Annotated in this window: 18 protein-coding genes; 7 read left to right on the plus strand and 11 right to left on the minus strand. The window is 40.3% G+C overall.

Annotation, left to right across the window (positions count from 1 at the left end; genetic code table 11):
* Positions 1-76: 76 nt before the first annotated feature.
* Positions 77-760, minus strand: coding sequence for a lipoprotein-releasing ABC transporter ATP-binding protein LolD (lolD, locus tag FTU64_RS03755; RefSeq protein WP_180034388.1), 684 nt, complete (start codon positions 758-760; stop codon positions 77-79).
* Positions 753-1,988, minus strand: a complete 1,236-nt coding sequence (locus tag FTU64_RS03760; RefSeq protein ID WP_180059249.1) for a lipoprotein-releasing ABC transporter permease subunit — start codon at positions 1,986-1,988, stop codon at positions 753-755. Before FTU64_RS03760 ends, lolD begins: the two co-directional genes overlap by 8 nt.
* Before the next feature lie 28 nt (positions 1,989-2,016).
* Here FTU64_RS03760 and FTU64_RS03765 point away from each other — a divergent pair, with 28 nt between their 5' ends.
* Positions 2,017-2,586, plus strand: coding sequence for a PilZ domain-containing protein (locus FTU64_RS03765; RefSeq protein ID WP_078192054.1), 570 nt, complete (start codon positions 2,017-2,019; stop codon positions 2,584-2,586).
* A gap of 7 nt (positions 2,587-2,593) precedes the next feature.
* On the opposite strand, the gene FTU64_RS03770 is transcribed toward FTU64_RS03765, so the two are convergent.
* On the minus strand, positions 2,594-3,499 hold the full coding sequence (locus tag FTU64_RS03770) for a DMT family transporter (protein ID WP_180026965.1): 906 nt from the start codon (positions 3,497-3,499) through the stop codon (positions 2,594-2,596).
* Positions 3,500-3,504: 5 nt separating this feature from the next.
* Positions 3,505-3,993, minus strand: coding sequence for a YaiI/YqxD family protein (locus FTU64_RS03775; RefSeq protein ID WP_372491130.1), 489 nt, complete (start codon positions 3,991-3,993; stop codon positions 3,505-3,507).
* A 266-nt stretch (positions 3,994-4,259) separates the two neighbouring features.
* Between FTU64_RS03775 and FTU64_RS03780 the strand changes: the two genes are divergently transcribed.
* Complete coding sequence (locus tag FTU64_RS03780; RefSeq protein WP_180009976.1) at positions 4,260-5,192, plus strand: hypothetical protein; 933 nt, start codon at positions 4,260-4,262, stop codon at positions 5,190-5,192.
* A 607-nt stretch (positions 5,193-5,799) separates the two neighbouring features.
* Here FTU64_RS03780 and serC read toward each other — a convergent pair.
* Positions 5,800-6,879, minus strand: coding sequence for a 3-phosphoserine/phosphohydroxythreonine transaminase (serC, locus tag FTU64_RS03785; RefSeq protein ID WP_078192058.1), 1,080 nt, complete (start codon positions 6,877-6,879; stop codon positions 5,800-5,802).
* Positions 6,880-7,226: 347 nt separating this feature from the next.
* On the opposite strand from serC, the gene FTU64_RS03790 reads away from it, so the two are divergent.
* From FTU64_RS03790 to FTU64_RS03805, 4 genes are read left to right on the plus strand one after another with little or no spacing between them, the layout of a single operon-like run.
* Positions 7,227-8,714: a TolC family protein gene (locus tag FTU64_RS03790; protein WP_180003318.1), complete on the plus strand. Its 1,488-nt coding sequence runs from the start codon at positions 7,227-7,229 to the stop codon at positions 8,712-8,714.
* A gap of 21 nt (positions 8,715-8,735) precedes the next feature.
* On the plus strand, positions 8,736-9,899 hold the full coding sequence (locus FTU64_RS03795) for an HlyD family secretion protein (RefSeq protein ID WP_180056060.1): 1,164 nt from the start codon (positions 8,736-8,738) through the stop codon (positions 9,897-9,899).
* Complete coding sequence (locus FTU64_RS03800) at positions 9,899-11,029, plus strand: ABC transporter permease (protein WP_180056059.1); 1,131 nt, start codon at positions 9,899-9,901, stop codon at positions 11,027-11,029. The genes FTU64_RS03795 and FTU64_RS03800 overlap by 1 nt, the downstream gene beginning before the upstream one ends.
* A 17-nt stretch (positions 11,030-11,046) precedes the next feature.
* Positions 11,047-12,144: an ABC transporter permease gene (locus tag FTU64_RS03805; protein WP_180056068.1), complete on the plus strand. Its 1,098-nt coding sequence runs from the start codon at positions 11,047-11,049 to the stop codon at positions 12,142-12,144.
* Positions 12,145-12,263: 119 nt separating this feature from the next.
* Here FTU64_RS03805 and FTU64_RS03810 read toward each other — a convergent pair whose 3' ends face one another.
* Positions 12,264-12,812 carry a hypothetical protein gene (locus FTU64_RS03810; protein ID WP_180059250.1) on the minus strand — a complete coding sequence of 183 codons (549 nt, stop codon included), beginning with the start codon at positions 12,810-12,812 and terminating at the stop codon, positions 12,264-12,266.
* 459 nt (positions 12,813-13,271) lie between these two features.
* Between FTU64_RS03810 and gltP the strand changes: the two genes are divergently transcribed.
* Positions 13,272-14,567 (plus strand): glutamate/aspartate:proton symporter GltP, encoded by a 1,296-nt coding sequence (gene gltP / locus FTU64_RS03815; RefSeq protein ID WP_078190399.1) that lies wholly within the window; start codon positions 13,272-13,274, stop codon positions 14,565-14,567.
* Positions 14,568-14,634: 67 nt separating this feature from the next.
* Here gltP and FTU64_RS03820 read toward each other — a convergent pair whose 3' ends face one another.
* The 5 genes from FTU64_RS03820 to FTU64_RS03835 form a co-directional block, all read right to left on the minus strand.
* A complete protein-coding gene (locus tag FTU64_RS03820) occupies positions 14,635-15,078 on the minus strand; it encodes a DUF3887 domain-containing protein (protein WP_078192064.1) in 444 nt (147 codons plus the stop codon).
* A gap of 73 nt (positions 15,079-15,151) precedes the next feature.
* On the minus strand, positions 15,152-18,136 hold the full coding sequence (gyrA, locus tag FTU64_RS03825) for a DNA gyrase subunit A (protein ID WP_180009983.1): 2,985 nt from the start codon (positions 18,134-18,136) through the stop codon (positions 15,152-15,154).
* Between the two features lie 290 nt (positions 18,137-18,426).
* Entirely contained in the window at positions 18,427-18,813 is a 387-nt protein-coding gene (locus FTU64_RS16310; protein ID WP_257222185.1) for a hypothetical protein, read from the minus strand.
* Entirely contained in the window at positions 18,785-19,060 is a 276-nt protein-coding gene (locus FTU64_RS16315; RefSeq protein ID WP_257222186.1) for a hypothetical protein, read from the minus strand. The genes FTU64_RS16310 and FTU64_RS16315 overlap by 29 nt, the downstream gene beginning before the upstream one ends.
* A gap of 402 nt (positions 19,061-19,462) precedes the next feature.
* Positions 19,463-20,395, minus strand: a complete 933-nt coding sequence (locus FTU64_RS03835; RefSeq protein WP_111883923.1) for an FAD-binding protein — start codon at positions 20,393-20,395, stop codon at positions 19,463-19,465.
* Between the last annotated feature and the right edge of the window lie 10 nt (positions 20,396-20,405).

Genomic DNA, 20,405 nt, shown 5'->3' on the forward strand with positions numbered 1-20,405 from the left:
CAATAATAAAGCCCACCGCGGTGAGCTTCAATCAAACAATCTTAATCCACTAATTTTTGCGAAATCAATTTAGCGCTTAGTCATCAACCCATAAACCATCTTGCATATGCAAAATCGCATCAGCAGATTGAGCTAAATATTCATCATGGGTCACGATTAACATGGCCATGTTAAATTCTTTACGCAACTCAGATAGCAACTCAAAAATCTTCACTGCGGTTTTTCGGTCTAAGTTCCCTGTTGGCTCATCAGCCATCATCAACTTAGGTCTTGCTACCAATGCACGGGCCAAAGCCACACGTTGACGTTCACCGCCTGAAAGCTCACCCGGTTTGTGCGTCATGCGGTGGGAAAGTCCAACGCGTTCCAAAAGATATTCAGCTTGCTGCTTCACTTCTTTGAAGTTACTCGACTTACGTAACATCAATGGCATTGCCACATTTTCAAAGGCGGTAAATTCAGGCAACAAGTGATGGAATTGATACACAAAACCTAAATGCTCATTACGGATATAACCACGCTCTGCTTCACCTAAAGTGTCAAAGCGTTGACCATTAATCATCACTTGACCCGATGTTGGACGATCTAAGCCACCCAATACATGCAACAACGTACTTTTACCAGAACCACTTGACCCCACAATCGAAACAAACTCACCTGCTTTGACTTGTAATGAAAGTCCACGAATCACATCGACTGTAGACTTCCCATCGGTAAAAGATTTGGTAATGTTTTGGGCATCTAAAACTAAATTACTCATAGCGTAGAGCCTCTGCAGGTTGAACTTTAGCTGCACGTAATGCCGGATAAATAGTCGCGATAAAGCTAAGACCCAATGATAAAGATACAATCACCACAACATCTTGCCATCTTAAATAAGACGGTAAATAGTTGATGAAGTAAGCATCAAACATATTTAAGCCCAATGTTGTATTCAACCAACCGACTAAATTACTAATACTCGATGCAGCGATAATCCCTAAAATCGCCCCTGACACCGTACCAATCACCCCAATCACTGTACCTTGCACCATGAAGATCCGTGTGATTGTAGCCGGTGAAGCGCCTAGTGTACGCAAAATGGCAATATCGGATTTTTTATCAGTGACCACCATCACCAATGAAGACACGATATTAAATGCTGCAACCAATACAATCAGGAACAGCAATAAACTTACCATTGCCTTTTCCATTTGAATCGCACTGAACAGATTACCGTGCGTATAAGTCCAATCTGAAGCATAAAAGTTTGCAGGTAAATCACGCACAATTTCTTGAGATACTTGTGGCGCTGCAAAAATATCATCCAACTTCATACGGATGCCTTGTGCACCATCTGGCAGTCTTAATAAAGTCGACGCATCGTCCAGGGCCACATAGCCCATCATCGAATCAACTTCCGCACCAATACTGAAAATACCCACAATTTTAAATCGTTTAAAACGCGGAACAACGCCAGCCGGAGAAGGTGTTGCTTCAGGAAGCACTAAGGTCACACTGTCATTCAAGCCTAAACCTAAGGCATCTGTCATTTGCTTGCCAAGGACAATACCAAACTCACCTTTTTTCAGGTTATCGATACTGCCTTCCACCATATGGTCTTGGATAATTGATACCTTTTTTTCATACTGCGGTTCAATCCCACTGACCATAATGCCAGACACTTGACCTTGTGCCGTCAACATTCCCTGTAATTGGGTGAATGGTGCGACACCTTGAACATGCTCATGCTGCTCAATTTTTTTTGCAAGTTCAGGCCAATTTGTTAAAATTTGTGTTGAAGAAACAGTGGCTTGAGGTATCATTCCTAAGACACGAGTTTTCAGCTCACGATCGAAACCATTCATCACAGATAAAACTGTAATAAGGACTGCCACACCAAGCGTGAGGCCGATCATGGATACCAGAGCAATAAAAGAAATAAAGTGGTTACTGCGCCGAGCGCGAGTGTATCTCAACCCTATATACAGCGAGATTGGTTTAAACATAACCATCTAGTCCGAGGTAATATATATTATGGAAAACTTACAGCATCAAAGCGTTCAAACTGAACGCCGTGTAATGTCGCGTATCGATGCTGCTTTGCGCATCAACTATCAGATTATCTCTGATGATGTTGCACTGAATGATCCTTACGATCCTAATTTTGTATTGCCGCGCTATTTTCTACTACTTGCTGAATTAGATCAATTTGATCATGCACTCAACTACGAATTAGAACAATTAGCTGAGAAAGATCAACAAATTGCTCGAATCTTATCCTTATTTAACCAAAAGTTAAACCTTATTACGGGTTCTTTATACGACGCAATTGTACAAAGCATGTTACCAGTGCCTGAGCATGTGAATTTTTCAGAGACTGGTTTGAGCTTTTTTAGCGAACGCGCGATTAAAGAAGGTACTTATATCCATGTGACCTTAAGCCACCCTGAAAATTTCTTCCATATTGCGGCAACTGCGCAAGTGGTTTATAGCCGTGAAGAAGAAAGCAACTTATACCGTACGGGTGCCTATTTTATCACACTGCTCCCTCAAGACCGCGTCAAACTTGCAGAGTGTATCGCACTGACCCAAAACAAAGAGTGATTTTTAATCAATGTTTTAATTTGTGGGCGAGCTCTCTGTTCGCCCGAAAATCTTTATAAAAATAAACAAACAAGCCTGATAATAGAATCACGGCACCAAGTAAAACCATCAATGATAATTTTTCATCATTCAGTAAAGCACCAAAGAGCATAGCAAGCATGGGTGTGAGTACCGTTGTTAAAGACAAAGTTGTCGCCTTGATGTTTTGTACCAGTTTGAAATAACAAAACATTGCAATCAATGAAGCCATAATCACTGCATAAAATAAGCCAATGAGTGCTTTGGTCGAAGGCATCTGTGTAGGTGTATACTGCCAAATAAACGGTAGCATTGCAGCAGAAAATAGTGCTGAGATAAGAATCGAACCCGTGGCTTGAGACATGGGCTGCAATGGCGCATTGACTTTTTTCACCCAAAAAATCGACATACAGTAGACGAATACGCTCATTAACATTAAGACGATGCCAACAGGCTGTACGTGCTGATCACTGCCGCCTAAGCAAATAATGGCTAAACCACAGACGGCAATCAACATCCCAATCCATTGCAAGCGATGCAGATAGGTATGAAAGAAGAAACGACCGATCAGACCCGTCATAATTGGCGCTAAACCAAACATCAGGGCAATAATGCCTGAGCTGAGATAGGCAGTTGCCATATAGGTAAAAATCTGAGAACCAATAAAACTAAACGCCCCCGCCAAATAACTGTGCAGCGAGGTTTTATCCATCGGCAGTTTATGTTTAAAAATAAACAATAATGCGACAGCCAAGGGTAATGCGATAAAAAAGCGTAATGTCAGTGCCCAAAACGCATTGATATCACTGACACTCCAAACGATGGCAAGTGGCGTGGTCGACCAAATGAACACCAACAACGCATAGGTCGTCGCTAGATTTGTTTTAGATGGCATGGTTTTTACTTCTGCGCCGTTTTACGTTTTTGCTTTTGAATGGTTTGATCTAAGCTGCTGGAAAATTCGCGCTTATCACGTTCAGAAATCGGGGCTGGACCACCGGTTTGCACACCTGCGCCCCGTAAAGTATCCATAAAGTCGCGTAAATGTAGACGAGCTTTGACATTTGCTGTGGTATAAATCTCACCGCGTGGATGTATCGCTATACCGCCCCGCTCAATCACTTCAGCAGCAAGTGGAATATCCTGTGTCATCACGATGTCGTGCTCTTTCATGCGCTGAATAATTTCTTTATCCGCTGCATCTGCCCCGCTCATGACTTGAATTGAGTTAATCCGCACCGAAGGCGTTATCCCAACATTTTGATTGGCGACAAAAGTGACTTCTAACTGGTAACGATCAGAAGCCCGAATAATCACATCACGTAAAATGCGTGGTAACGCATCTGCATCCACCCATAATTTAAATGGCAGCACTGATTTTCCATTCACTTTTAAACATGACTCATAGTAACAAATCTACATGACAATTTGGGGATCTGCATCCGCTGAATGGATCTACATTTCTCTAATCATGAGAATCGAAAAGCTGCAAATTGACTCCAACTTGGGCTTATTTTCCAATGCTTTTACATTTAAATCCTACTGAAAACATTTTTTATGCATGATTTCATGATAAATATGACGTCGGTGACTTGAAAATTTCAAATAACCCTCGATTTATTAATTATGAAACCAACCCAATATCAATTGTGCATATGAAAAAACAAAATAGCCCTGAAATTATCACTATTGAAGATCAAACTTTTGGTAGTCATGTTGAACATTGGAATTTGCTCACCGGCAACCCGACAACGGATGTACCAGTTTGGCTGGGTCAGGCATTGGATGCACCCATTATGCCGATGGGCTTATGCGCACAAGAATCTGATATGGATCAAAGTACCTGGCTGATTCAAGGTCCATCTCAAGCATCCATTCAACTGTGCCAAGTGATTGCGGTAGAAAATAATAAACCTAAAGCCGTTAAAACTGCATTTCCAAGTTTTGATAGCCCATATAAAACCAAAGCCACCATTGAACGTATTATTACCTGTAAATCCAATACACAAGCTGTGCTTTGCCTCGACTTAGGCGCAAATACCAGTGTGTATGCTTTTGATAGTTTATATAGCGTCAATCACGACCAATATGAAAAAGATGCAAGCTACAGTGTGCAACTCAATGCTTGGGCCTATGAACTCGAAGCTGTCGCAGAACATGAACAGCTTGTCGTTGATGATCCTGCATCGATTAAACATCATCGTGCTTTAAACGATATCTTGGCAGCAAATAATGGTGTTGCCCCTGCAGATTTACACGAACAAATTAAAGCATGGCAACCAAAGTCTGAAGATGACAAAGCGCCAGTGACCGTCGATTTTTCTAAAATGGTTGCATACCTATATGGTGAAAATCTTGGCCAAGAAGACGAAGCATGGTTCCAAGGGCATATTGTTGGCAAAACCGCCATGCAATTTAAAGAGCAAGACTACACGCTGTATGATGTGACCTTAATCCACGAAGAAAACCAAGAAGCGGTGATTGTTCGTGTTGCAACACGAAATCCGGCGCATAAAGATTTCAATGTTGGGCAATATATTCGTGGCAACCTGTGGATACAAGCCAATATTTACGCGAAATCTGCCTAATTTGAATTCAAAAAACCTATTTCAAATAAAAAAAACCGCCTCAGTGCGGTTTTTTTTATTTCTCGCTAATCATGTGTATTCGCTGAATATTTAAATGATTGAATATTTCTTATCCACAAGCCAGTCAATATATTCTATTTTTAAATTCAAATTAAAATAACTTATCCACAATATTAAATTCAAAATAATGCTGCTAAATAAATCCATCTGCAAAGGATAAAATATAAAAATCTGATATAAATAAATAAGATAGGAAATTTATGAAACTAAATTTAGCAATTCAGTTGCTTATTTTTAAATAAACTAAATAGTTTAGTAAGTTTATGGCAGATAGTACTTTATTTAATCAAATAATTATGTTAAAAATGCGTTTAAGAAATAGTAATTAACGATAAATAGATCGGAAAGAATATCTATGAAAGTCGTGCAAGAAGAAAACTTATCGCAAGTTGACCATCACATGGAATCTCGATATCAAATCGAGCCAATGTCCTGCTTATTTTTTATGTTAGGTATGCTGATTTGTGCATACGTGTTACATACTTTTATTTTTTAATCTATTCAATAAAAAAAACCGGCATTTGCCGGTTTTTTTATGCCTTTAGGATTATGCGTTGCGTTTTGCAAAGTCATCCATAAAGTTAACCAGTGCTTGAACGCCTTCTAGCGGAACAGCATTATAAATACTTGCACGCATACCACCCACTGAACGGTGACCAGCTAAATTCAGCAAGTGGTTTTCTTCAGCTTCTTTCAAGAATTGTTTTTCCAATTCTGGATTCGCCAAAGTAAATGGTACGTTCATGATTGAACGGAATTCTTTTGCAATTGGATTTGCATAGAAATCGCTTGAATCAATATAACCATAAAGTAATTCAGCTTTTGCCATATTCGCTTTATAAATTGCGTCTACACCGCCCTGCTCAAGTAACCATTCAAAAACGAGGCCAGATAAGTACCATGCATAAGTTGAAGGTGTATTCACCATTGAACCATTTTTCGCTTGAGCTGAATATTTCAAGATACTTGGAATATCTGCTTTCGCTTGATCCAATAAATCATCACGAATAATCACCAAAGTTAAACCAGCAGGACCAATATTTTTCTGAGCACCTGCATAGATTAAACCGAACTTAGATACGTCTAATGGTGCAGATAAAATGCTCGATGAAAAATCGGCAACCAATGGTTTGTCCGTTTCAGGAATGTTGGCAAACTGAAGACCACCAATAGTTTCATTATCTGCATAATGCACATAAGCCGCATCATCAGATAAGTTCCAGGTGCTTTGATCAGTAATCGCAAGTTTACCGTCAATGGTGGTACCCGCTTCAACAACATTAATGTCGCCATAACGCTGTGCTTCTTTCAACGCTTTTTCAGACCAAATACCAGTGTGGATATAGTCTGCTTTGCTGTTTTTACCCAATAGGTTTAATGGGATCGCAGAGAATTGAAGTGATGCGCCACCTTGAAGGAATAACACTTTATAGTTGTCTGGAATATTCATCAGCTTACGAAGATCAGCTTCTGCTTTCTCTGCCACAGCGACATAGTCTTTACTACGGTGGCTCATTTCCATGATCGAAAGGCCTTTGCCTTGCCAGTCAAGCATTTCAGCTTGAGCTTTTTCTAAAACGGCAGTGGGTAATGCAGCAGGACCAGCACAGAAGTTGTACGCGCGCATGAGTTTTCCTTTCAAAGTGAAACACAATAAAATGATGGCATTTAACCATATCTGACGCGTGCTTGCAGTAGTTAAAGCTGAAAATATTCCAATGCTGTCTGACATTTGAAGTCAAATTTTCAATAAAGATCAAAATTAATTCTTATTAATTCAAATTATTAGATTTACTGATATTTTTTATCCCTTGAATTGATGCTAATTTAAGGTCTTGATGTGCGAAAATGAGGTGCGCTGCGAAGATAAAATTTATTTACACATGTATATGAAACAATACAACAACTTAGTGAATTTACCCAACTTCATCACAATGACTATAATGAACCCATCCTAGCTGTGAGTGTGTTTTTATGCCTCTACCTCGAACAGATTATTCTATAAAAATTAAACATACATTTCGTTCAGGTTTACTGCTTGGCCTTGGTTGTTTCAGTGGCTTTTTTAGCCCTACGGTACTTGCGCAAAGTATCAGTTATAGCCAAGCAGAACAAAGTCTACTCACTAGTTCTTTTAGCACTCAGGCCAACCAAGCGCTACAACAATCTGCCGAACTTCAAGCTCAGGCCATTAAAGGCCTTGGTTTACCTCGTGTGGATTTAAACGTCCGTGCCTATGCCTTTCATAATGAACTCGATATTCCTCTCGGCGCCTTAAAAAACAACTTAGAACAAACGCTGAGTAATGGCATTAATAATAAAATTGATGAAAGCTTACCGAGTGATTTGGCAGACCCATTAAAAGACAGTCTGCAACAGCCAATCCGTGATGGTGTCGGATTAATTCCAGATTCTTCCCAAGTGGTCTTAGATGATCAAGTGATCCGCCCTACCGTTTCCGTAATGATGCCGCTGTATACCGGTGGGTTAACGTCTAGCGCCAAGGAAATTGCCAATATTCAAGCCAAACGCAGCGCGATAAGCAGTGAACAACAACAAGATGTGCAACGTTTTGAATTAATCCAAGCCTACTTCAATGCTCAATTACAAAAAAAATTAGTCGAAAGCAGCCGCTTCAATTTAAATGCGATGCAACAACACTATGCCAATGCGCTCAAAATGGAACAACAGGGTTTTATTAGCAAAGGCCAGCGTATGCAATTTGAAGTGGCGAAGAATAATGCACTCAGAACTTTTCAAAATACTGAAGCGAATCTCCGCTCTAGCTTATTTAAGTTAAACAACTTAATGCAAAGCAGCCAAATTACTGATCTTACAACGCCATTATTTATCAATCAGCAACACAATCAAAATATAACCGCCTTACTAAAAAGTTATCAGGATCAGTCTAGTTTGGTGCGTAAAATGCAATTGGACAGTCAATTGGCTGGTGCTAATGTGAAAGCCCAAAGCGCAGCAAAAAAACCCAACGTCTTTGCATTTGGTGAATATAGTCTCGACGATAAACAAAACTGGATTGTTGGTGTTGCCGCTCGCTACAACTTATTTTCAGGTATTGATAAAAACAAATCCGTACAAGCTGCTGAACTTCAACGCTATGCATCTGAGTTAATGACTGAGCGTACCAAACAAGAAATTGAAAGCCTGATTTATAGCTCATTTAATGAAGTCACCAGCGCTCAACAAAGTCACCTGTTGTTGCAGCAAAACCTAAAAGCTGCTCAAGAAAATTTAAGAATTCAACAGCTTTCATTTAAAGAAGATATGGGAACAGCCACACAAGTCATTGATGCACAAAATGCATTGAACGGGCTACAAAGTGAAATGGCGCTAAATGCTTATAAATACGTGATGTCACTCGCAACACTGCTACAAAGTCACGGGAGCATTGACCAGTTCCAAAGCTATATCAATCAATCACACACCGACTATATTCGCTAAGTTTAGCCGAGGGGAAACAATATGAATCAGGAACCAACTGATCACCAAGAAGATGCCTCTGCGAATGCTGAAACATCCCAATCCAATGTCTCGAGTTCAAACGTTTCGTCTACAGCAAATACTGCTGACGATACTCAAGAAAAAGTGGCGACTAATACCGATGCAGAGACGAAAAAAAGCTCAGTGCAAAGTCGCAATAAATCTGCTTTGATCAAGCTCGTGATTGGCATTGTCTTAGTTCTGCTTCTGGCATTGATCGCATTTGGTCTATGGAAAAGTTATCAGCCTAAACAGGTTGAATTACAAGGTCGAGTAGAGGCAGAAACCATCCACATTAGTACCAAAGTACCCAGTCGTATCGAAGAAATATATGTGCATGACGGTGAAAAAGTACAAGCAGGTCAAGCACTGGTTCGTTTAACCAGCCCCGAAGTCGATGCAAAGAAACAACAGGCTTTAGCTGCTCTCCAATCTGCGCAAGCACTGCAATCCACAGCTGAACGTGGCTCTCAACAAGAAAATATTGATAGTTTATATGCCAATTGGCAAAGTCTAAAAGCACAGCAACAATTGGCGCAAACCACCTACCAACGTGGTCAAAACCTCTATAAAGAAGGTGTGATTTCACGACAACGCCGTGATGAAATGCAAGCTGCCGCAGTGTCTGCTGCGCAAATGACAGAAGCGTCTTATCAACAATATGCGCGTGCAAAACGTGGCAGTACACCGCAACAACAAAGCTCGGCAGATGCCCAAGTCAAGATTGCGCAAGCCGCGTTGGCCGAAGCAAATGCACTTGAGGCTGAAACCAAATTGTTTGCACCGTCCAATGGCACCATTTCAAAAACCTATGGCAAAGTTTCAGAATTAGTTGCGATGGGTGTGCCCGTTGTAAGCCTGATTCAAGATGATAGCTTATGGATTAGCTTAAATGTCCGTGAAGACCAGTATGCTCAAGTGTATCAACTCAAGACCATGCAAGGATTTATACCGGCGCTAAACAAATCTGCCGAGTTTAAAATTGATCACATCGAAGCCGAAGGTGAATTTGCAACGATTAAAACCACGCGGCAAACGGGCGGCTATGACATTCGTAGTTTTAAAGTCCAACTGAAACCCGCTCAGCCGATTGCTGACTTAAAAGTGGGTATGAGCGTTTTGTTTAAAATTGAAGAGCGTAAATAATGTTTAGGGGCATTCTGCGTGAGTTTCGCTATTTGATGCAGCATAAATGGGACTTGTGTATGGTCACACTTGCCCCTGCCCTTGTGATTTTGCTCTTTACCAATATGTTTGCTCAAGGCAAACCAGATCATTTACCCATCGCGATCATAGACCAAGATCAAAGCAGTTTAAGCCGTAACATTACTCATTTTGCGCAGCTGAACCATACCTTAAAAGTAGCCACCATTACACCCAGTATGGATGATGCTGAAAAGCTTTTAAATCAGACTCAAATTTGGGGCTATATTCATATTCCTGCTGGTGCAGAGCAACGACTGGTTCAAGCAAAAGATGCAGAAGTCAGCATTGCCTATAACCAAAGCTATTTTAGTGTCGGCAATAGTATTTCATCAGCCATGCTGCTAAGTACATTGCAAGCCATGGCCGATTTTAGTGGTCATCAGTATTTAGAAAATACAATTCCCTACCTCGATGCACCGACACCCAATGTCAAAATTTCACCTTTATATAATCCAGGTTTAAATTATGAGTTCTATTTAGAGCCGTACATGATTCCTGCGATTCTGCATTTATTACTGTGTTGCTGTGTCGCATTTTCGGTTGGTCAAGAAATCAAATATGGCACTGTAAATCAATGGGTGAATCCAAGTTCTATCTTTCAAGCTTTAATCGCTAAAAATCTCAGTTATGTTTTCATTTTTACCGCTTGGACATGGGCGTGGATGTTGTGGCTAATCGCGTTTCGAGGTTGGTTTGTTCAGGGTTCATTATTGCTCATTTTGCTCGGGCAATTGTTTTTTTATACAGCCTATGCCTTTATCAGCTCTACCGTAGTTTTGGCGACACGTGATCTCACCAAGTCCTTTGGTTTTATTGCGGTATATGGTGGCTCATCACTGAGTTTTGCAGGAGTGACATTGCCGCTGAATAACGCGCCGATGTTTACAAAATTCTGGGCCAATATTATTCCCTATACGCCTTATGCCAAATTACAAACAGAACAATGGGTCATTGGTAGCCCAATCTCTATTTCAATCACACCGCTTGTCACTCTGATCATTTACTGTCTGTTCTATTTGGTTCTTGCCAGCTTCTTTTTACGGAAAGTACTGAAGGAGCAAATCATATGAATAAAATCTTGTTATTTATAACAACTTTGCTCAGATACTATATTCAAAGCTTTAAAGATATTGTGAAGCACAGTTCGATTTTTACCACTTTGGTGCTTTCTGTTTTTCTTTATAGTTTTTTTTATCCCATTGCTTATCAAGCGGAACACGCAGAATCGCTCCCCATTATTGTGGTGGATGAGGAACAAAGCATACTCACCAATACGATTATTGGTGCTGTAGCCAATAGTCCCAATGTAGAAATTCGAGCTGTGACTGGTAATTTTGCGGAAGCTGAAAATATGCTCCGAAGTCAGCAAGCTGACGGGATTTTACTGTTGCCGAGTAATCTTTCAAATAGCATTCGCCGTGGTGAAACCGGTGGAATTGGTTTATATCTCAGTGCTGCAAACTTTCTAAAGACTCAAAAAATTGGCTTAGGTTTAGCCAGTTCTATGGAAAATGCCCTCGTCGAATATGCAGAAAAATTCCAGAACATATCTGATTTTAGCCCCGCTTTGTCGATTCATAAGATTCCATTATTTAATCCACTTTCAGGCTATGGCAGCTATATTTTCCCAGCGGTTGCTCCCTTAATTATTCATCAGACGATTTTATTGGGTCTGTGCATGCTTATTGCGACCTATCGACAAAACACCACATGGCGTCCAAGCTATACACAATTAGCTGGCATTTTCTTGTGTATTTTGACCATTGGAACTTTGGGGTGCTTCTATTTATTTGGTTTTACCTTTTGGCTGAATGACTATCCACGGGGTGGAAATTTTTGGGGCATGTTCATTGCTGTGCCCATCTTCCTCAGTTGTATTATTGCGATGACGCTCTATCTCGCCACCTTTCTTGACCTGCCAGAACGTGCAGGACATGTCATCGTTTTTAGTTCTATTCCGCTATTTCTACTTTCGGGAACGGCATGGCCGCATGCAGCTATGCCTGAATGGATGCAAATACTCGCTCAAGCATTACCTTCGACCCAAGGCATTCAAATGTTCCTTCAACTCAATCAGATGGGTGTACCTACAGCAATTGTCATCCCTAAATTGCTTTACCTCACAAGTATTGGACTGATTTTTTTATGTCTTGCTGTCTGGCGTTTAAAGTTTGCCAAAAGATAAAACTGTTTGTGCTGTAAGACATGTCTGGTCTCAAGCGAAATGCGTTCAAACCTATTCATCATAGACTCGAACGCTTTGTATCTAATCATGTCTCAAATTTAAATTCTTGCTGTCATCTATTAGCTGTATGCATTTGGCGTGACAGTCGATGCCTCATCCACTTGAATATCAAAATCATCTGCATCTGAAGTGATCTCAGTAACCAAATCATCTGATTCTTTTTCTGCAGCGTTTTCAAGCCAGAATCCTTTCACTTTATCGTCCCCATCATGACCTGCAAAGACCACACTCATATACAGTTCTTTTTGCGGATAATCATATTTATACACAATTGTTGTGGTCTCACCTTCTCCCAGCCGAGTATTTGCCATTCGCTGAATCACTTCCGCCTCAGCGCTAGGTTGACCTGCAGGAATCAGTTTTTTCATACGTGAAAACAGCTCTGGATCTGTCAGCATCGCATCACGAACATTTTCTTCAACCAATGCCAAAAAGGTGTCTTGATGGGGTTCGTGTAGCGCGACGAATAATTTTTCTGACTTCACACGCTGTGAACTTGTCTCACTTGGCAGGCTTGATTCGAATTTTGCAATCAAGAAATCGCCGATTTTTTCACAAGCCGTTATAGGTAAGATTAAAGTGATGATGACGACTAATTTTTTCAACACCGTACAAGCCCTCTGGTTATTATTAAAATATATAAAGTTAAAATTTAGTTCGGATAATCTGTGTGATTTATAGAACTTTCACTGATTTATCTGCCTCACAAGTATAAAGCAAACTTCTATATAAAAATGAAAAATACAGGCTCACAATTAGTTTTTCGATCTTTCTAGGCAAATCAGAGATTTTGTGAAGTGTTCATTAATAACTCAATTTTATTCGTTCTATAAATTAAACTTAATAATCAAATCGCTTATACAACTAAAAATGATAATTTATCGATCAAACAGTTTGGTTTTGATCAAAATCGTTGGCTCTATTCTCATATAAACTGCAAAATATTATCGTATTTATCTCCCAAATTGTTCAGAACTTTTTGTCATGGCGGATTCAGTCTGTCTGCAACATTTGTTCGTGGATGACTGTGGGCTTTTTTCTCCCAAATCTGACATAAGAGCTGATGTATGAAAAAGATTAAGGTGAGCCTTGCCTGGCAAATCGTGATTGCTCTCATTCTAGGTATACTTGTTGGTGCTTTCCTACACTATTCTCCTGAATATCGTGATGCTTTAGTTAATAACTTTTTGACGCCTTTGGGCTCAATTTTTATTAACCTCATTAAGATGATCGTTATTCCGCTTGTTGTGTCGATGCTTATTTTAGGTATTGCCAATACAAGTCACGGTAGTAACTTAGGTAAACTTGGTTTCAAAACAATTATTTATTTTGAAATCATTACCACCGTTGCTATTTTAGTCGGTTTAGTTGCAGCCAACGTATTCCAACCTGGTGCCGGCATTGATATGTCTGCATTGACGCAAGTCGATATTTCAAAGTATCAAGAAACAACACATGAAGTCAGTGAACATTCTCATGGTTTGATTCAAACAATACTTTCACTTATTCCATCTAACTTTTTTGCAGCTTTGACGAGTGGTCAAATGCTCCCAATCATCTTTTTCTCTGTGATGTTTGGTGTAGGTTTAGGTGCGCTTGATCAAGAAGTAAAACAACCTTTAATTAAAGTGTTGACCGCTGTTTCTGAAACGATGTTTAAAGTTACGCACATGATCATGATGTTTGCACCTATTGGTGTATTCGGCTTGATTGCTGCAACTGTTGCGAATTTCGGCTTCAGCTCACTTGTGCCACTGCTTAAACTTGCAGTTTTAGTTTATGGTGCAATCTTCTTCTTTATTTTCATTGTATTAGGTGCAGTTGCTAAATTCTGTGGCTTCAGTGTTTGGGCCATTATCAAGATCTTAAAAGATGAATTGATTCTCGCGTATTCAACTGCAAGTTCTGAAACTGTCCTCCCCCGTATTATGGAAAAAATGGAAGCTTATGGTGCCCCGAAACCGATTACCAGTTTCGTAATTCCAATTGGCTATTCATTTAACCTCGATGGTTCGACCCTATATCAAAGTATTGCGGCTATCTTTATTGCTCAGCTTTACGGGATCGATCTGACAATCACCCAACAAGTGATTCTAGTACTGACCTTGATGATTACGTCTAAAGGGATTGCAGGTGTACCTGGCGTTTCTTTCGTGGTCTTGCTAGCGACTCTCGGCAGCGTCGGTATTCCTCTTGAAGGTCTGGCATTTATTGCAGGTATTGACCGTATTTTAGATATGGCACGTACTGTACTGAATGTGATTGGTAACGCGCTTGCTGTACTGGTGATCAGTAAATGGGAAGGCCAATTTGATACTGAAAAACAAAAAAATTATGCCGCTAATCTAAAAGATGCCGCTTAATTTAATGACATAAAAAAGGACGCTTCGGCGTCCTTTTTTACAGCTTTGTTTTATTTTTTACCAAACTTTATTTATTTTTTTCGCCAAAAACTGAAATATTAAAATCTCGAATTTTGTTACTTCCTGCAGGTTTATCAAAACTTACATCATACTGTACAAGGTTTTTATTGGTATAACCGTACTCATAAGTGACCGTATATAAAGACGGTTTTTCAGTCGATTTTTCAATGTGCTTAGCCACTATATTTTTGCGTGAGTAATCTTGTTTCGGAATACCTCGTGCAAATTTACGCAGCTCTTTTTCATTCTGTTCAAACTTGGCTTTGAGTTCTGGTTCAAAGTAGGTGTACAGCTTTTCAAAATTGCCTTCACGCAACTGATCATAGGCAGCTTGGGCAACTTCAGTCTGTTCAGCACTTGGGTCTGGGATTGCATTTAAGGCTTTTTGACCAATTTGGTCACAGCCGCCAAGCCCAATAAGTGAAGCCATTGCAAAATATTTTAATTTCATATTGTACTCATCAATCTAAAATTATCTGTCTATAAAAAAGGACGCCGTAGCGCCCTCTTTTCTCAAACTTCAATTAGTCTTCTTCAGGCTCATTGAGATCTGATTCATTGTCATTTTGATCAATAATCGTTGAGTCATCGACAAGCTGCTCAGTTTCGATTGCTTCCACTTCTTCAAAAGTTTCGTCTTCTTCAACTGCTTCGATCGCAACAACACCGACCAAGATTTCGCTTTCACCTAAACGGATCAGACGAACACCTTGAGCATTACGACCTGTTTGTGCCACTTCAGACGCACGTGTACGAACCAACGTACCACCATCTGAAATTAACATTAGCTCTTTAGACGCATCAATCGCTACCGCACCAACAAGTTCACCGTTACGTTCAGATGTTTTGATTGCAATAACACCTTTACCGCCACGTTTCTTGGTTGGGAAATCATCTACTGGTGTACGTTTACCATAACCATTAGCTGAAGCACAAAGTACTTCACCGGTTTCCGGAACAACCACCAATGACACTATACGGCTAATGAGAGCTGAATCAGACGTATCTTCATCATCAGACTCTACATCCGCATCCTCAGCGTCTTCAGCTTGAGCTGCTGCACCAATGGTCACGCGCATACCACGAACACCTTTGGCAGAACGACCCATTGAACGCACGTCAGTTTCTGCAAAACGAATGGCTTTACCTTCGTTTGAGAACAACATGATTTGTTGTTCGCCGTCGGTAATGGCAACACCAATTAAGGTGTCATCACCATTGAGCTCAATCGCGCGTAGACCGTTTGAACGAACATTCGAGAATTGCTCTAACTCAACACGTTTAATCGTACCGTATTCTGTTGCCATAAATACGTAGAAGTTTTTACGAACGGCTTCCGCTTGCTGTGCAAAGTCATTGATGATTTCATCATCAAGATCAGTCGTAGATAACTCTAGACCCAATTGTTTCAACTGAATACGAAGTGCGTCAGATAAATCATCTGCACCATCTTCAGTCTCAGCAAGTGCAGCTTCTAAGCCCGCAAAATGACTATTAATCACTTCATTGGTTTGTAACTGTGCACTATTGGCTTTTACAAATGCTTTAAAGTCAGCCAAACGTTCTTTAAATTTCTTCGGCGCATCGACCACTGGTAAAATAGCGGTGATGGTTTCGTTTTCATCTAATGGCAATAAGTTCACCATCGGACGACCTTTCGCACCACGAGATGCTTGAGGCACTTCATAGACTTTCAGACGATAAACTTTACCTACATTGGTAAAGCAAAGCACTGTTGCGTGGTTTGAAGTCACGATCAAATGTTGGATGTAATCGTCTTCTTTCATTGAAGTTGCAGACTTACCACGTCCACCACGACGCTGTGCAGCGTAGTCTGACAATGGTTGAGTTTTTGCATAGCCTGATTTAGAAACAGTTAGTACCATTTGCTCTTCAGGGATTAAATCTTCACGAGAGAAGTCGATACGTGATTCCACGATATCGGTACGACGTGCATCGCCATATTGTTGAAGGATTAAAGCTAATTCTTCTTTAATCACGTTCATCAATAAGTTGAAATCGTTCAAAATTGCAGTGTATTCAGCAATTTGACCAAGAATTTCTGTATATTCAGCTTGTAACTTGTCTTGTTCTAGACCAGTTAAACGATGTAAACGAAGTTCTAAGATCGCACCTACTTGAGTTGGAGACAGACGATAAATATCACCTGTTAAACCAAATGGACGTGCTGGATCTTCGCCTTCAATTTCATCTGGACGGACAGATACCGCGCCTGCTTTTTCAAGCAATGCAACGACACCACCGCCTGCCCACTCGCCCGCTTGTAAACGTTCGCGTGCTTCGCTTGGGTTTGCAGATGTTTTGATGGTTTCAATGATCGCATCGATGTTTGCAAGTGCAACCGTCAAACCTTCTAAGATATGTCCACGTTCACGTGCTTTACGCAATTCGAACATGGTACGGCGTGTAACCACTTCCTGACGGTGACGGATAAACGCTGCAATAATATCTTTCAAGTTCATTAACTTAGGCTGACCATTATCGAGGCAGACCATGTTAATACTGAATGAATTTTCTAATTGGGTATTTTGGAATAGGTTATTTACAATCACTTCAGCGTTTTCACCACGCTTCAAGTCAATTGCAATACGCATCCCTTCTTTATCTGATTCATCACGAAGTTCAGAAATACCTTCAAGTTTTTTCTCTTTGACCAACTCAGCAATACGTTCAATGGTTTTTGCTTTGTTAACTTGATAAGGAATTTCAGTGAAGACAATCGTGCTACGGCCCGATTTTTGGTCTTCTTCAATGTGATATTTACCACGGATATGCAAACGGCCTTTACCAGTACGGTACGCATCGACAATGCCAGATTTACCATAAATGATGCCGCCTGTAGGGAAGTCTGGACCAGAAATGTGTTCCATTAACCCTTCAATGCTAATGTGCGGATCGTTGGCATAAGCAAGACATGCATTAATGACTTCTGTCATGTTATGCGGAGCCATGTTCGTTGCCATACCTACAGCAATACCAGCTACACCGTTAATCAACAAGTTAGGCACACGTGTCGGCATGACTTGTGGAATACGTTCAGAACCGTCGTAGTTGTCTTCCCACTCTACGGTATCTTTCTCAAGATCCGCTAAAAGTTCGTGGGTCAATTTACGCATACGAACTTCGGTATAACGCATTGCTGCTGCACTGTCACCATCGACAGAACCGAAGTTACCCTGACCATCAACCAATTGATAGCGTAAGCTGAAATCTTGAGCCATACGAACAATGGTTTCGTATACAGCTAAGTCACCGTGTGGGTGATATTTACCGATGACGTCACCGACTACACGGGCAGACTTTTTGTAAGCTTTGTTGTAGTCATTGCCCAATTCGTGCATTGCAAAAAGCACACGACGGTGAACAGGTTTGAGACCATCTCGGACATCTGGCAACGCACGTGACACAATCACGCTCATTGCATAATCGAGATATGAGCTCTTCAGTTCATCCTCAATGGCAATCGGTCTAATTTCCGATACGCTCATGCATACTCCTTGTTATACAAGCAGAATTCTGCCCGCATTTATATATCGTAAATCTGTAAAAATTAGTTCAAAAAATACTGAACCAATATCAAAAATCAAGTCGGACAGTATAGCATAAAAACCCTGATTTTTGTGCCAATCACCTTGCACTAGAACCATGATTTTTTGTATTTATTTTAAGCATTTTGATTTTATTTGCTGTGAAAAAAACCTCTACGAATAGAGGTTGTTTAATGTTCAAAATATTTCTTCTCGAAGCTTCAAATTTAGACCCATAAATGTGATAAAAATCACTCTTTATGATATTGCATGACCTCTAATTCTTGAGGCACATGATCATGCTGCAACCATGGGTGTGCTGTTAGAAACAAACCTAAAATAAGCGGAAATTCATAAACTTCTTCGATGAAATCTTTATAAGCCAAATCGTACAAAAATAAAAAACTGAGACTTCGACTATGCTCAACTGCATCAGAAATAAATAAGCCCAATATCACCAAGCCCAATGGCCAAATTGGTAAAGCCAAGGTTTTTAAGTTACGTGCGATTTCTTGGCGTAAATAAGGCGAAAACAGCATAAAGACGACAGGTGCAATCATGAATACCGAAATTAAACGAAAATAAGGTTTAGGCGCATCAGGGAAATAGTCACGCCCCCCAGCTAATGCTACGACCAAATAGCAACAACCACCATGCGACAGCCCACAACCAAAATTGTTTCTTTCCATCTTGCATTTCAAGTGGTCGAATATAGAAAAAAGTAAAAATCGCAAAAAACAGCAATAACAATGCTTGGACCGATTCAACTGCTGTAACAGTCATTCCATCAAATAAAGGAAAAGAGATACTTTGTAAAACAGGAAAAAGTAAACAGCAGATCATCAGCACCAATACACTGACTGGTAACTGAAAATCAAATTTCAAAGGGAGACTCCGCCTAAAGGCAACTTCAATAAAAAAGCAATGTTAACACAAAATATACAATCCTTTAAGCTTGCTTTAAGTTTAAGATTCAAACTTGAAGGATAAATTTTTATTATTTTATTTTAAATCTTTGTATTTTTTATAATTTATTAATCTCCATCCTATTACCAAGCGATTGCGCCTGCTTACTTACCATTTAAGTTTCAACATACGTTTAGCTTATGCTACAGTCGTATCTAAGACTGATAATAAGAAAATACCTCGGATGAATTTTGAAGTACTAAATTAAGAATCCCTCATCCCATTAAGCATGATCAAGAATATCTACAACGGCATTCATTCCACACAAAAAAAACGCCCCTAAACCATAAGCTTAGGAGCGTTTTGAACTGCGTTCAGAAATTAGATTTTAGATACTAATTCTGGAACTACAGTGTTCAAATCACCTACTAACCAGTAATCAGCTACTGAGTTAATTGGCGCTTCTTCGTCTTTGTTGATCGCAACGATCACTTTAGATTCTTTCATACCTGCCAAGTGCTGAATCGCACCAGAGATACCTACAGCGATGTACAAGTCAGGAGCAACGATTTTACCTGTTTGACCCACTTGCATATCGTTTGGTACGAAACCAGCATCAACAGCAGCACGAGATGCGCCTTGCGCAGCACCAAGCTTGTCCGCTAATGGATCAAGTACAGTGTGATAGTTTTCACCTGAACCAACACCACGACCGCCTGAAACAACTATACGCGCAGCTGTTAATTCTGGACGTTCAGATTTCACGATTTCTTCAGAAACGAACTTAGAAATACCAGCATCACCAGTAGATGCAACAGCTTCAACTGCAGCAGAGCCGCCTTCGCTTGCAACAGCATCAAATGCAGTACCACGAACAGTCGCAACTACAACAGACTCGCCAGACTCTACAGTTGCAATCGCGTTGCCTGCATAGATTGGACGTTTGAAAGTTTTAGGACCTTCAACAGCAATGATGTCAGTGATCATGCTTACGTCAAGTAGCGCAGCAGCACGTGGAAGTACGTTTTTACCTGTTGTTGTTGAAGCAGCAAGGATGTGAGTGTAACCCGCACCGATAGAAGCAACTAATTTAGCAACGTTTTCAGCCAATTGATTAGCATAAGCAGCGTCGTCAGCAAGTAATACTTTGCTTACACCCGCAACTTTAGCTGCTTGGTCTGCAACTGCTTGAGCGCCTGAACCAGCTACTAATACAGTGATATCACCACCGATTTTTTGCGCTGCAGCAACAACGTTAAGAGTTGCACCATTTAGTGCTTTGTTGTCGTGCTCAGCGATAACTAAAATACTCATGATTTTTATC

Source organism: Acinetobacter sp. YH12128 (genome assembly GCF_013418655.1).
In the GTDB taxonomy this organism is placed as follows: domain Bacteria; phylum Pseudomonadota; class Gammaproteobacteria; order Pseudomonadales; family Moraxellaceae; genus Acinetobacter; species Acinetobacter amyesii.

Excerpts from the sequence above, each read along its gene's own strand:
- FTU64_RS03760 (WP_180059249.1), bottom strand. The coding sequence starts at position 1,988 with ATGTTTAAACCAATCTCGCTGTATATAGGGTTGAGATACACTCGCGCT.
- FTU64_RS03800 (WP_180056059.1), top strand. The coding sequence starts at position 9,899 with ATGTTTAGGGGCATTCTGCGTGAGTTTCGCTATTTGATGCAGCATAAA.
- FTU64_RS03780 (WP_180009976.1), top strand. The coding sequence starts at position 4,260 with ATGAAAAAACAAAATAGCCCTGAAATTATCACTATTGAAGATCAAACT.
- FTU64_RS03820 (WP_078192064.1), bottom strand. The coding sequence starts at position 15,078 with ATGAAATTAAAATATTTTGCAATGGCTTCACTTATTGGGCTTGGCGGC.
- FTU64_RS03835 (WP_111883923.1), bottom strand. The coding sequence starts at position 20,395 with ATGAGTATTTTAGTTATCGCTGAGCACGACAACAAAGCACTAAATGGT.
- FTU64_RS03765 (WP_078192054.1), top strand. The coding sequence starts at position 2,017 with ATGGAAAACTTACAGCATCAAAGCGTTCAAACTGAACGCCGTGTAATG.
- lolD (WP_180034388.1), bottom strand. The coding sequence starts at position 760 with ATGAGTAATTTAGTTTTAGATGCCCAAAACATTACCAAATCTTTTACC.
- FTU64_RS03770 (WP_180026965.1), bottom strand. The coding sequence starts at position 3,499 with ATGCCATCTAAAACAAATCTAGCGACGACCTATGCGTTGTTGGTGTTC.
- gltP (WP_078190399.1), top strand. The coding sequence starts at position 13,272 with ATGAAAAAGATTAAGGTGAGCCTTGCCTGGCAAATCGTGATTGCTCTC.
- gyrA (WP_180009983.1), bottom strand. The coding sequence starts at position 18,136 with ATGAGCGTATCGGAAATTAGACCGATTGCCATTGAGGATGAACTGAAG.
- FTU64_RS03795 (WP_180056060.1), top strand. The coding sequence starts at position 8,736 with ATGAATCAGGAACCAACTGATCACCAAGAAGATGCCTCTGCGAATGCT.
- FTU64_RS03790 (WP_180003318.1), top strand. The coding sequence starts at position 7,227 with ATGCCTCTACCTCGAACAGATTATTCTATAAAAATTAAACATACATTT.
- serC (WP_078192058.1), bottom strand. The coding sequence starts at position 6,879 with ATGCGCGCGTACAACTTCTGTGCTGGTCCTGCTGCATTACCCACTGCC.